Here is a 12720-nt window from a genome sequence, read left to right on the forward strand (position 1 = left end):
TATTTAAACGTACTAATTATTAGTTGATTACCCAATCCAATTCATCAGCATCAATTTTTTTGACGATGCTAACGGTTTGCCCTTTCTTTAACTCGCCCGAAATGATGTACCTGGATATCGGTCTGCGCAATTGATTGCGGATGACACCCGATAACTGCCTGGCACCATATTTAGGCGTAAAGCCGCCCAATGCCAGCATACTTTTAGCATCATCACTGATAGAAAAGCCTATACCCATTTTATCAAGCGACTCAATAAGGCTTTTGAGTTGAATGTCGAAAATTCTGACCACGTTTCGTTCAGATATCGGCGCAAAGGGTACAATTTCGGATAGGCGCGCCAAAAACTCCGGCCGGAAATGACGGGCCATTACTTCCATCAACTCGTTAGACGTAGGCAGGTGACCTTTGCTCAGTTGATCGGCTATCCACTCGCTGCCAATATTAGAAGTAAACAGGATGAGCGAATTAGAAAAATCGCCTTCTTTACCCAAACGGTCGTGCATGTGGCCTTCATCCAGTATCTGTAAAAATATATCAAACACCGATGGATGTGCTTTTTCAATTTCGTCGAACAGTAAAACGGCATAAGGTTGTTGCCTGATCTTATTAACCAGCAAACCACCTTCTTCATAACCCACATAGCCCGGAGGAGCCCCGTAAAGCAGCGCAGCCGAATGTTCTTCTTTAAACTCCGACATGTCAAAGCGTATCATGGCCTTTTCGTCGTTAAACAAAAAATCGGCAATGGATTTGGCTAATTCCGTTTTACCAGTACCAGTTGGCCCCAGCAAAAAGAACGACCCTATGGGCTGTCCTTTTTTATTCAAACCACTACGCGATTCCAGTATGGCATCGGCCACGGCTTTAAGTGCCTGATCTTGCCCCACAACGCGTTTTTTCAAAAAGCTTTCCATGTTTAAAAGCCTTTCTTTTTCCTGCGCCTGTATTTTGCCCAGTGGAATACCGGTTTTATAGGATATAATAGCGGCAATATCCTGTTTATCTACTTCGCTTGATTTTTCGGTAGCCAGGGTTACCAGTTGCGGCAGGTTGCGTTCAAAATAATTGATAAACTCATCTGGCGTTTCAAAGCTGCTAACCTGGGTTTCGTCTTCCAGCTTACCTAAAAGTACAGCGCTGGTTTTATTTTGCATCAGGGTATACAGCCATTTGTAATCGGCTACTGTGTTATCTTCATTTGTTGCACTTTTTAATTCGTTAAAACGCTCATTCAGTTCGGCAAGCGTCATATCTGATGTATCGTTCATCATTCTGATGGCGGCCATAGTGCGGTCCATCAAGTCAAATGCAGCATCGGGTAATCGGCGGTCTTTTAAATACCGCTTGGCCAGGCGTACGCAATCTTGCACGGCTTCGTTGCTTATTTTAAGGCTATGATGCTCTTCGTAATAAGGCACCAGCTTTTCGAGCATTTTGATAGCGGTGTCCATATCTGGCTCGTTCACCTGCAATACCTCAAAGCGGCGGCTAAAGGCTTGTTCGGGCTCTATAATTTTACGATACTCATCAATGGTTGTGGCACCTATCACCGTAATTTCGCCACGGGCAAGTTCGGGTTTTAATAAGTTGCCTACACCGCCGCCAATAGGGCCTTTGTTATCCAGCAGGGTATGGATCTCGTCTATAAATAATATAGCCTTATCGTACTGCTTTATTTCTTTCAGAATGTTTTTAAGCCGGTCTTCAATTTCGCCTTTGTATGATGCACCGGCAATTAATGAACCTAAATCCAGCTCGAATAAATTAACATTAAGTAGCGATTGCGGTACCTGGTTATTGATAATGTCCAACGCAAAGCCATCTACCAAAGCTGTTTTGCCCACACCTGCCTCGCCAGTAATAATAACGTTGGGTTTGGTGCGCCGGCTTAATATCTCCATAATCATGCGCGTTTCTTTATCGCGACCAATAATGGGATCTATTTTGCCCTGGCGGGCCATGTCTGTACGGTCAATACAATATTTTACAAGTGCACCGCCTGTTTTGGTATTTTCTCCTGCACCGCTTTGCCTCTCGGTACTGTCTGAGGCTACTGCCTGTTGAATGCTTTCATCCTGCAGATACACATCCAGCAGCTCCTTTTCTTTAATGGGAAGCGATTTAAGCTGCCCTGCATCAAAACCAACATTGGGTTTAACCAGTGCAATTAATACACAAACCGGGGTTATGCTATCCAGCCCCAATTTGATTCGCACATTGTCGGCTTCGTCAAATACCTTTTTCACGGCATCGTTGCCCAGCATTTCATCGGGTACATTTATAGCCGTACTATATTCTTCCATGCGTACATCGGCCCAGTCGCTTACGTAGGCCGAATCTTTATCAATGGCGGTTAAGAAATTGCGTAAACCAACTTCCTGATGCATAAGGCCTTTAAGCAGATGCGCTGGGCCAAATTCTTTGTGATGATATTCTTTAGCCAGCGATTGGGCTACTCTGACGGCTGTTTTTACCGACTCGCTTAAATTAATAATGTTCATAGGAATCGGGTATAATTACTGCCAGTTGGCTTGGGTTACATAATAATACGTTTTGCCATTTGAAATAAAGTGCTGGCGAAGCAGTGTTTCCTGCTTTATGGTATTCCGGCTTTGAATCAGATAGTTGATATAAGCTTCAAAAGGCTGTTGGGGCATATTGCCTGTGCGTTTCAGGTCAATTACCCGGTAGTTGCCTAATGCCGTATTAGCAGGTGGTATAAGCCCAGTTGTTTTCTGAATATAGTCTGCAAGCTTCATGTTTTTAATTTCGCTTCGGCTCATATCCAGCGCCATGTTTTTACGCAAAATATTCAGGTAATTTTTAAATAGCTTTTTACGATAGTTGCCGGCATCCTGCTGCAGGTTTTCGCCAATCATCATTGATAGTACATCTTGCAGTTGTTTGTACTCGGCATCGCTCAATATCAGCGTGTATTGTAACTGCTGCGGGTGCTCTGTTACCATGCTGGCAGGAACATCAGCAGTAAGGTAATACTTAAAGGCATTATGCGGCATGTCGTCACCTACATTATCCGGAACAGGTGCGGTTAACTGTGTAAGCACCAATGGCGACACATAGCGGTGTTCGCGTCCGGTAAGGCGGAAGGCACTGTCTAATGAATGGGTTTGCGATTTGATATCATATTGTGTTTCTGACATCAGCCTTGCCAAAGAAGTTTCCATGGCCTGATTGGATTTAACAACACCTTTAGGCGGAAACACTACTGCGCCTTGTACCAAGCTATTACGAGGGTAATCCAAATAAAATGAAACCGAATCGGAAACAGAAGTATTAAACTGCTGGCTGCTGCTTAAGCCCTCGCCTACAACCATGCGGTTCTTTTTACGTTCGGCTGCCAAAACTGCCGATTCCGATACTAACTTGCGTGCCTGAATTACAAAGTCGTTATATATCGGCTTATAATCACTGTAAACCTGTATAGCCAGCATACGGGCATCAGCAGACGCGATACGCGAGGCTAGTTCATTAATGTTATCATTGTTGTAATAGCCATTACCGGTACTGCCTATCAGTACAATAAGGTTGCTTTGGTTACGGCGGTTGGCAAACATATTTAATGATGCGCCTATGCCTTCAAACACCGGCTGACTATTGGTAGCCGCTGTACAACCCGCAGTTACGGTTGCCTGTTTATCCAAAAAGCGCACAACCTGACGATAATCTGTACTGAAAGCCTGTTGCTCAATGCCGCCGGTTGTACAATTGCTTGCATTGCGGTAAACCACTGCACCATAATTAATTAAACTGCCTTTATTTTGCGCATTAAACACTTTTTCGAAAGATTGAATGGTGCTGGTGAGGCCCGAAAAGTAATTACGCATAGCACTGCCACCATCTACTACAAACACCACATTGATGTTGCGCATATTTTTGCGCAAGGCCAAGTAATCTTTATAAGTGATATGACCGCCTTTTATATTTAATATAGTGTTGTTCGATTTATCATAAACATCAGCAGCCAAGCCTACCTGCATGGTGCCGTTTTGAGCGGTGGAGGGGTAGCTAACCACAGGCAAGCTACGTAAAAGCTGCTGATCGGCATCAATCAGCGGATCAAAGGCGAACTGACCCGCTACCGGGCTGCTCGATTTTAAAGATGAGTTAATTACTGCCGCTGCAGAATCGTCTGCATTATAGCCCAATTTGGCAGTGCTGATGTATAACCGGTCGCCCCAGCTATGCACGGCGTCAGCCGGAATCCAGCCATATACGCTGTTGGCTGCACTGTCGGGCATTAACTGGTTATCAGAGCCTACCAGTGCGGTTTTACCGTCGGCCGATTTTTTGTATACATAAAGCAACTGGTTTAAGGCAACCTTGCTTTTTTTCTGCGATAAATCGGGAGAGTTGAATACGTAAAGTGAATCTGTTTTATCGTAATATACTTCAGGATGCAGCAACGCACCTTTGTCTGATACGATGGTAACTGCTTTTTGTGGATACCCGCTTAGTTTACTCACATAAGCCGATTGCCAAAGCAGTACTTTGTTTTTGCTTATCCAGCCGTAGCTTTGGGCAGCTTTTTTATTGGTTAACTTACGGCCCTGCACCATGCCTGGCTGGTATTTAATAAGCTTTAAGTAGCCATTGCTTTCTTTACTTACATAAAACGGCTCCATAAACTTAATTTTCTTCATCACCAGTGATCCGCCAGGTGCCGTATACGTGAAGTTTTCATCACGGTCCGAAAACACAATCCAAGGCAGTGAGGTGGTTTTGCCGTCATCATAAATATTGGTTTGGGCATTAGGCTTCTCGAACGCAGCAGGCAAAGTTTTTACTTTTTTGCTGATAGAAACAGGCGACTGGGCATGAGCCGCCAGGGTAAGTAATATGGTGAAAAAAGTGATTGAGCTTTTCATGGTAATATTTAGGTAGAACTGATTATCTGGAACGTTTAATGCCTTGCGCAGATGTAGCAGAGTGCTGCTTAACGGTTAGTAAGCTTGAACAGTTAGATTTTGGCCTTAAGGTGATTTGGGCTTCATCGATACTGATACCGCCGCCAAAGGTTAGGCGCATACAGTAAGAATACAAGTCGGTTTGCTTGCTGTCGCCATTGGCATCTAAGCTAACGGCAACACGCTCATCGCCGCAAAAATATTTGTTAACTAAGTAGTAGTAATGGTTGTTAAAATCGGCGCCGTTGGCAATGGCCTGTAAATGCGCCCGGATATCATCAATAGCTTTACGCTCGCCTTCGCCCGGCGCTACCATGGCATTCACAATCGCCGAGTCGGGGTTGGTAACACGGATGCGGTGTATTACCGGTCGGCTACTATTATCAGTATTTAGCCGTACAGTATATATGCCGGGGCTATGATAGGTATACAGTGCCGTAGGCCCTTTTACGTCAACCCGGCCGGTTTCGCCAAAAGACCATTCATAAATACGGGCATTACCTTGGGCTTCCAGCCTTACTTCTTCGTTAACAATACCTTGTGTAGGTCCGTTGATGGTTATCAAGGTATCTTTAATAGGAGCCGCAACGGTGTCTTTAACATCAATTGGAAACTGCTGCTGCAATTTGCCATCTACGGTTACGCGTACAATGTAAGCTCCGGGTTTTTTAAAGCGGTACACACCGTTTTGGGTAGAGGAGCGATCTCCGTTACCAAATTCCCATAACCATTTGTTGGCGCCTGTGGTGTTATCTGAATAGACCAGGTCTTCGTTCAGGTAAATCTGATCTTTCAGAATTTTTGCGTTAACGGATTTTTCCTCAAAAAGAGAACTTTTAAACAAAAAAATAAGTCCGGCTAATAACAAAATGGCAACGATGATGTACAGGAAAACGTAATTCTGCCGGTTCGTTTCAACTGATCTGCCTTTATTATAATCCTCTTGCATAGGTTTAAGTGATTTGTGATGGATGTTGGTTTAACGGGCGCCAAAGCTTTGCTGCAGCTGGCGTGTAGATAGTTTACAATCGTCTAAAAGTTTATTAATGTGTGATACATCATTGTAATTGCCTCTTAACTCGCGCTTGTCGTAAAAAAGGCTTTCCTGAATTTTTGATGCATAAATAAAACACTTGTACCTGCTATCATACGGCCTGCTGTTGTAGTATGACCGAATGGCTGTTATGGAATTGCGAATGTCATTTTCCAGAAAAACAGCCTGTACATTAGGGTTAAATTTTACAATGCGGGCATAAGTAGTATCAATAGCCGGCAAGGCTTGGGCAACAGTGGCTTCAAAGCGTTCTTCTTCTTGCAGGCGTTTAGAAAAATCGCTTTTAGATATGTCGCTGTTATTGCCATAGTTGTAAAAAATTGCTGTGCATAATACAGCCGCGGTAAACAAAAACAGGCCTAAAAAAAACAAAAACTTTTCTCGGCGCTCTTTGATGCTAAACTTCATCATACATTATCGTCTAAGGTTTCTAAGCGTGTTTACAGCAGTATTATTGGTGCGGTTGCAGTTTTGAAGCTGCCGTCGCAGGCTTTCAATCTGGTAACGGGTGGTAAACAATGAATCTTTAATGCTTGCTACCGTGCTGATGTTGTCGCTCAGCTTTTTATAAAGGTCAAAGCTTTTTAGCGGAAGCGTATTCTGCTGCAGTAATGCCTGTATTTTCAGGTTGCTTTCCTGTATATCATTCAACAACACGCTTTGGTTATTCAGTTCAGTAGAGTTAATTTTAGTGTACTGCGATAATTGAGATAAACGCAGCAGTATAATATCAAAGTTGTTATTGATATCGTTTCGAACGGAAATAAGTTTTTCCGACTCCTTAACCCTGTTGTTGAGCATGGCTACTTCGCGGTTGGAGGTAAGGAAAAAAAAGTATACCACCACCACACTAAATATCAGTAAACCAACAAAATAAAATATAAAATTTAAATAAGCTCGCTGTAAGTCGCGACTGTTTATCGGCTTCATCTATAACTAATATTATGCTATGTAATTTGCCAACTGCACTCAATAAGGCATTTTCCGGAAAAGGATAGGTATGCCAGATTTAAATTATCAATACTATGTAAGTACAATAACCTATTTTCCATCATCACGTTTCTACAACCATTTTCATAAATTTTTGTTTAGTAGTTATAGAAATTTAAACCTGTAGTTTATAGCTTGTTAGTAATGCCTGCACCTTTATATAAAAAACCTTTGCGCCTGGGTAGCATTTTTAAAGGCCACGATTTAGAACAGCAGGATATTGGCACATCTATTTCCCAGTATATTGAGTTGATTATTTTTACCCGTTATGGCGAGCACAGGTATCAGCCTGATTTTGGTTGCGAAATATGGGACCTGGATTTTGAACTGATTGTGAGCGAAAGCACGTGGGAAGAGAAACTACGCCAATCTTTGCTGCGGTCAATCACCAAATATGAGCAGCGTATATATGATGTAAATATAGACGTTCGCATTACAGAGGTGAATAAATTTTACCCGCTACGAAATATTACTGAAATAAAAAAGCAGGTAGAAATTGTTGTTAAAGCCAAAATTAACCAAACGGGCGAAAATTACCGGTTTTCTATTGCATTGTTTTTAAGTCCACTTTCAGCCTAACCATGAGTAATATGTTATTTAATACTAAAGAAGATATTCGCACCCGCATGCTCAGAAATGCCATGGATTACTGGGGAACCAGTAATGTAAATGACATGGACCCGCTGGTGAAATTGCTGGTAGAGGCTTTGAGTAACGAGCTTTTTAACATTTCTAACGATGTTAAAAACCTGGAGAATCGCGTTCTCAATAAAATATCGCGTATCCTGGCGTCAGATTATCTTACCTCAGCCTTACCTGCGCATGCTATACTCAAAGCACAGCCCATTGAACTGCACGAAGAGCTAACCATCGATAACCACTTTTTTTATCGCCAGGTGGCTGCAAAAGAAGGTGGGCAAGGCGAGCAGGCAGATATCTTTTTTTCGCCGGTTGGCAACGTGGTACTGCATGACGCTGCCATAAAATATACTTATAGCAGTCATCATCTGTATGAATATGATGAGCATATGCACAAGAATAGCTTGTTGCATGCAGCCCTACAGGCCGACAATAGCGAGCGCAGTTTATGGCTGGGTATTGACTGCGCCCCGCAAATGGCCGACCTGAACAATATATCTTTGTTTATTGAATGGCCGGATTATGGTGCTAATGAAGATTTTTACAAACTGTTATCGGTAGTAAAATGCTACTTGAATAATGAGGAAATACAAAGCCAGCCAGGGTTACTGTATACAGAAGATATAGCTCAAAATACAAAGCCTATATTTTATGAACAAAATATTATTAACCTCATTACCCGTGATATAAAAGAATTCTATAGCAATCGTTTCATTACTTTAACAGACAATCGCCTTCGGGATATAGCCAACAGAAAACAAACCATTCCTGATGAATTGGCACCACTTTTTAATGCTAGTGATACCAGCCGGCTTAAACCCTGCCTTTGGGTAAAGCTTGTTTTTCCGGCAGCTATATCTACTCATGTTATTGATGAGTTGCAGGTATCGGTTAACTGTTTTCCGGTAGTAAACAGGCGGCTGCATGAACAAAAATACCGCTTGCGCGAGCTAAGCAATGTAATTCCTATCAAGCCGGGCAACAACGATCATTTTTTGTCGGTAAAAGAACTGTACGACGATAGGAATACTTATTATACCGAAATACCCTACGCCCAGGCCGATAAAAGTTATGATGGAAGCTACTCCATCCGCAACGGCGGGGCCGAAAGGTTTGATTCACGTAATGCCCAGCAAATTATCCAGTATTTGTTTGAGTTGCTGCGTGATGAAAAAGCTGCGTTTGCAAGTTATGGCACAGACTATTTGGCCAGTATACTTAAAACACTTGAACAAAACCTATCACTGATTGAACGGAAATCTCAGCGTGTACATCATAATTCGGAACTTTTTAATTATTTAATCATAACGCCGTCCGAAAAATCCTCTATGTTGTACTTGCATTACTGGACCACGCTGGCCGATGCCGCTAACAACATACGCCGTGGCGTGCGCCTGCAACAGTTTGAAATGTTTAAAATTAAGGCTGATACGCTGAGGTTGATGACCAGCACTGTTGGCGGCCGCAACAGCTTGGGTGCTACCGAACGCATACAAGCTTACAAATATGGGCTTACCACCAAAGACCGTATTGTAACCCAGGCGGATTTAATTAGCTTTTGCCATTATGAACTGGGTAACAAAATTACGGATGTAAAAATTGGAAAGGGTGTGGCCGTATCCAGCAACCCTAAAGAGGGGTTCCGGAAAACGATAGATATTTATTTGAAGCCAGACGATAGTTTAAAGCTATCCGGTCAGGATTGGGATACACTCATTACCCTGCTGTTATCAAAATTAGAAAGCCGTAGTGTAATTAATTCAAATTACAGGGTATTTATTGATAATTGATCGGCGCCTAAAAAGGTAGTAAAGCCTAAACAGGCATTTTCCTGTTCACTGCCTAATACTAGCTTTTGATACATCGGCTCTACCTCAAATTTTACAACAGTGGTGGTTTGTAACGGTATGAAATAATTTAGCAGCACATCAAGCGCTTGGGCGGTACGCGTGCCGGGTAAAAATGAAAGCATCATTTCGGCGCTGATAGGGCCAATGGTAATGGCCAGTTCTTCTTCTGGTTCATAACCGGTGCCTGCTATAAAGTTTACCCCCAACGTTGCTGATCCTAACTTGGTTGCCAAGGGAGATGACTGAGTGGCGTTGTGGCACGGGGCACTTAAACGGTACTCAAGGTTAAAAGGAACATTAAATACAATTTCTAAAACGTTACTGATAAAAGGCAGGTTGTTGCGCTGTTCATGTATTACCGGCAGCACGTGTATCAGTATAACCATTTGCTGGTTGGTAAAGCACTTAAACTCTTTCCACTCGTTCAAAAAAATGTTTACCAGTTCGTTGTATTCTCCTTTTTTATCAAGCTGGTTTTCATAAAGCTCAAGAACCGTACGTAAATGGTATAACTCCGTTTCAAACGGTGCAAAAAAGTTACGGGCCTGTTTTTCTTCATCACGGCGGGTGCGGATGTCTTTAACCATCTCCTCTTCCGTAATCATAACACTCGAGGCTGGTGGCTGGTGAAAAAGCCCTTCGGGCAGCATATCATACAAGCCTTCGCGGTTTACATGAATGGTGGTCATGAGGCGGTTACGGTATGCCGAGCGGTAGGTGCTTACAGCTGCAATCTCTTTGGCATAAGCCCGTTGCTGCGGGCCAACAGGTACAATAACCACCTCATCAGCTCCGGAATGTTTTTCATGAATAATGCTGGCTGCTAAGGTTGCCGCTTTAAAATCTGTGTCAAGCTCATTAGTTTTGTAAGATGTCATGCAGAGTTAACTTTAACGCTTTATAAAACAATAACCATATTTATTGGTAATTGATTAAGCAAAGTTCAACATAAAAGGTTGGGCTTTTGTTATCTAAAATAGACCTTTTACTTTTATGGACGTTAAATCGTTTTTTATACGGTATTTGCTCTTCCCGGTAATTTTTATGGTTGCTACCGCAATCATGACCATCATTAACAAAAAAAATCAGGTACTCAATAATAAAAAGTTAATTGTTAGTATACTGGTTACGGCTTTGGTATTGGGCTTGCCGGGTTTACTGGGCTTTTTGGATTTGCAGTTTATGCCCTGGGGATATATCACCTGTCAGATATATTGCCTGGCTGCAGGTATTGTGTTTGTTTGGTTGGCTGCAACCCATTATGAAAATGATTTAATAGAGCGTAAAGGATTTGTTTTTATCTGCAGTTTGCTGGCTTGCATGTTGGGGGCGTTTTTGTTCAAGCTTGGTTTCGACTGGTTGAACAACCTGCACTATGGCATATGGGCGTCAACAGCTGTGTTTGTATTTCTAATTCCTCTTGTTTTTTGGTGGACCTATATAGCCTACATGAACATTCCGCTCGAAATTTATAAAGTATGGCAATATCCCCTATACCCTCAGGATATTAGTATGGAGCACCTGGATTTTAACAAGTTGCTAGTGCTGGAGGTTAATATGTATAAGCATACAGACGACCGAGAGCCACTGAAAGTGAAAGCAAAAGCACCACGCAATATGAATTTCGGGTTATGGTTTCAAAAGTTTATTGAAGATTACAACCTGAAGTTCCCGGATTCGCAGATACAATACCAGCAAGAGACCGGCGAGAGCTTTAGATGGATATTTTATACCAAAACATCATTTTTTAGTCACCGCAACTTTATTGATCCCGATCAGGATATAGAGCAAAATAAAATTACCGAAAAGCTGCCGATATTTGCAAAAAGAGTATCAGAAGCAGTAAACGTACCTCAAAAAACTGGCGACGAGGCTATTTATTTGTAAGTATTAATCAAATCTGAGTTATGATTGTTCCTTTAAAACATAGAGCCGTAAACTGGGTAGATGGAATGAAAATTTCCAGCAGCCACTTTGTACAAACCGACAACTTTATTCATGATCTGGTTAAAGACAGTAATGCCCTGCATATAAACAACAACAACTTTGGCTTACTGCCGCCCTTTAATGGCGAGCGTTCAGCTGTAGATATTCAAATAAGTGAACGGGCCTCTAGCCATATACAGGTAAAAATTCGCCAATGCAATGCTGTAACGGCAGAAGGGTACCGCATCAGCATCTCGCCACAGGCCTTAGGCCAGGAGTTGGTTTTTACACACTATTTTAGCCAGGATACATTAACTGATGCTGTTGAAAGTTATTTTATTATTTTAACCGTAAACCCGCATGAGCGGTTAACTGCCGGTCAGCCTGATGCAGAGGAAGCGCCACTGCGTTATCCGGACGTAGATAGTAGTTATACAGTAACCATATTACCAGCATCACAAATTAGTAGCAGAACTAATCATTACCTGGAAATAGGCAAGTTAACTCGCAGCAGTACCGGTGTTCAGATTCAATCTGACTATATTCCGCCTTGTGCAACTATTTTAAGTCACCCCGATTTGGTAAGGTATTATGAAAGTTTCAGCAACCAGTTAAACGAATTACAGTTGCTGTCTTTTCGCATACTGGACAAGATCACTTCAAAAGATTCCATATCTACCATTGGCAAAAATGTAAAAACGCTATGCGAAAAAATGCTCGACTACATTGCCCGCATTTATTTCCCTTATCGAAATATGGTATACAACCAGTCGCCGGTGGTATTGGTGGGATGCTTTTCTGAAATGGCTCATGTTTTTTTCAGTACCGTAAAAAGCATTGCTGGTAGTGAACGGGAAGAGCTGCTAAAATATTTCTATGAATGGAAAGATGTAACGCCCGGAAATTTTGAAGAATTGCTGGCCCGCTTAATTGAGATTGTTTATAATCATCATGACATACAAACATCTATGGCGGCGGTTGATGAATTTTTGCGCGTAATTGTTGCGCTGTGGAATAAGTTAAGCACCTTAGAATATATTGGTCAACGAAAAGAAAACATTGTGGTTGCCGAGCAGCAAATTGTACAAACTGTACAAGCTAAACGCACCTGGACATTATTGGATTAACATTGCTGAACGAGAAAAGTTGCTATAATAAAATATTCAATTATTTATAGCCCACTTGATTTAGTTTAAATATTTTAAATAAATCGGCTAAAATATGGTTCGATTTGAGTCTTTTTGGAGCTACCTAAAAATTCCCCCACTAGTTTTACTTGGTAGCCCGAGCAGGACTCGAATCCTCCTTTTAAACCAAAGATAACATTCAATTTT

At 42.0% G+C, this 12720-nt stretch carries 10 protein-coding genes; 4 read left to right on the forward strand and 6 right to left on the reverse strand.

Annotation, left to right across the window (positions count from 1 at the left end; all coding sequences use genetic code 11):
- Positions 1 to 19: 19 nt before the first annotated feature.
- Genes GPM24_RS06075 through GPM24_RS06095 form a run of 5 tightly spaced genes read right to left on the reverse strand, consistent with a single transcriptional unit; the run spans position 20 to position 6911 of the window.
- The gene (locus GPM24_RS06075) at positions 20 to 2503 is read right to left on the reverse strand and encodes an ATP-dependent Clp protease ATP-binding subunit (RefSeq protein ID WP_158825825.1); all 2484 of its coding nucleotides are present in this window, start codon (positions 2501 to 2503) and stop codon (positions 20 to 22) included.
- A gap of 15 nt (positions 2504 to 2518) precedes the next feature.
- Positions 2519 to 4888 carry a type VI secretion system protein TssR domain-containing protein gene (tssR, locus tag GPM24_RS06080; RefSeq protein WP_158825826.1) on the reverse strand — a complete coding sequence of 790 codons (2370 nt, stop codon included), beginning with the start codon at positions 4886 to 4888 and terminating at the stop codon, positions 2519 to 2521.
- Positions 4889 to 4910: 22 nt separating this feature from the next.
- Positions 4911 to 5876, reverse strand: coding sequence for a PKD domain-containing protein (locus GPM24_RS06085; protein WP_158825827.1), 966 nt, complete (start codon positions 5874 to 5876; stop codon positions 4911 to 4913).
- Between the two features lie 30 nt (positions 5877 to 5906).
- A complete protein-coding gene (tssO, locus tag GPM24_RS06090) occupies positions 5907 to 6392 on the reverse strand; it encodes a type VI secretion system TssO (RefSeq protein WP_158825828.1) in 486 nt (161 codons plus the stop codon).
- 3 nt (positions 6393 to 6395) lie between these two features.
- Positions 6396 to 6911 carry a type VI secretion system TssO gene (locus GPM24_RS06095; RefSeq protein ID WP_158825829.1) on the reverse strand — a complete coding sequence of 172 codons (516 nt, stop codon included), beginning with the start codon at positions 6909 to 6911 and terminating at the stop codon, positions 6396 to 6398.
- A gap of 204 nt (positions 6912 to 7115) precedes the next feature.
- Here GPM24_RS06095 and GPM24_RS06100 point away from each other — a divergent pair, with 204 nt between their 5' ends.
- A complete protein-coding gene (locus GPM24_RS06100; protein WP_158825830.1) occupies positions 7116 to 7550 on the forward strand; it encodes a GPW/gp25 family protein in 435 nt (144 codons plus the stop codon).
- A 2-nt stretch (positions 7551 to 7552) separates the two neighbouring features.
- Positions 7553 to 9400 carry a type VI secretion system baseplate subunit TssF gene (locus tag GPM24_RS06105; protein ID WP_158825831.1) on the forward strand — a complete coding sequence of 616 codons (1848 nt, stop codon included), beginning with the start codon at positions 7553 to 7555 and terminating at the stop codon, positions 9398 to 9400.
- On the opposite strand, the gene GPM24_RS06110 is transcribed toward GPM24_RS06105, so the two are convergent.
- Positions 9376 to 10338: a type VI secretion system baseplate subunit TssG gene (locus GPM24_RS06110; RefSeq protein ID WP_158825832.1), complete on the reverse strand. Its 963-nt coding sequence runs from the start codon at positions 10336 to 10338 to the stop codon at positions 9376 to 9378. The two genes, GPM24_RS06105 and GPM24_RS06110, sit on opposite strands and share 25 nt — an antisense overlap.
- 115 nt (positions 10339 to 10453) lie before the next feature.
- Here GPM24_RS06110 and GPM24_RS06115 point away from each other — a divergent pair, with 115 nt between their 5' ends.
- On the forward strand, positions 10454 to 11347 hold the full coding sequence (locus tag GPM24_RS06115; protein WP_158825833.1) for a TssN family type VI secretion system protein: 894 nt from the start codon (positions 10454 to 10456) through the stop codon (positions 11345 to 11347).
- A 20-nt stretch (positions 11348 to 11367) separates the two neighbouring features.
- The gene (locus tag GPM24_RS06120) at positions 11368 to 12513 is read left to right on the forward strand and encodes a protein kinase family protein (protein WP_158825834.1); all 1146 of its coding nucleotides are present in this window, start codon (positions 11368 to 11370) and stop codon (positions 12511 to 12513) included.
- Positions 12514 to 12720 lie beyond the last annotated feature (207 nt).

The sequence above is a fragment of the Mucilaginibacter lacusdianchii genome (assembly GCF_009770985.1).
GTDB lineage: Bacteria > Bacteroidota > Bacteroidia > Sphingobacteriales > Sphingobacteriaceae > Mucilaginibacter > Mucilaginibacter lacusdianchii.

Excerpts from the sequence above, each read along its gene's own strand:
- GPM24_RS06075 (WP_158825825.1), bottom strand. The coding sequence starts at position 2,503 with ATGAACATTATTAATTTAAGCGAGTCGGTAAAAACAGCCGTCAGAGTA.
- tssR (WP_158825826.1), bottom strand. The coding sequence starts at position 4,888 with ATGAAAAGCTCAATCACTTTTTTCACCATATTACTTACCCTGGCGGCT.
- GPM24_RS06085 (WP_158825827.1), bottom strand. The coding sequence starts at position 5,876 with ATGCAAGAGGATTATAATAAAGGCAGATCAGTTGAAACGAACCGGCAG.
- tssO (WP_158825828.1), bottom strand. The coding sequence starts at position 6,392 with ATGATGAAGTTTAGCATCAAAGAGCGCCGAGAAAAGTTTTTGTTTTTT.
- GPM24_RS06095 (WP_158825829.1), bottom strand. The coding sequence starts at position 6,911 with ATGAAGCCGATAAACAGTCGCGACTTACAGCGAGCTTATTTAAATTTT.
- GPM24_RS06100 (WP_158825830.1), top strand. The coding sequence starts at position 7,116 with ATGCCTGCACCTTTATATAAAAAACCTTTGCGCCTGGGTAGCATTTTT.
- GPM24_RS06105 (WP_158825831.1), top strand. The coding sequence starts at position 7,553 with ATGAGTAATATGTTATTTAATACTAAAGAAGATATTCGCACCCGCATG.
- GPM24_RS06110 (WP_158825832.1), bottom strand. The coding sequence starts at position 10,338 with ATGACATCTTACAAAACTAATGAGCTTGACACAGATTTTAAAGCGGCA.
- GPM24_RS06115 (WP_158825833.1), top strand. The coding sequence starts at position 10,454 with ATGGACGTTAAATCGTTTTTTATACGGTATTTGCTCTTCCCGGTAATT.
- GPM24_RS06120 (WP_158825834.1), top strand. The coding sequence starts at position 11,368 with ATGATTGTTCCTTTAAAACATAGAGCCGTAAACTGGGTAGATGGAATG.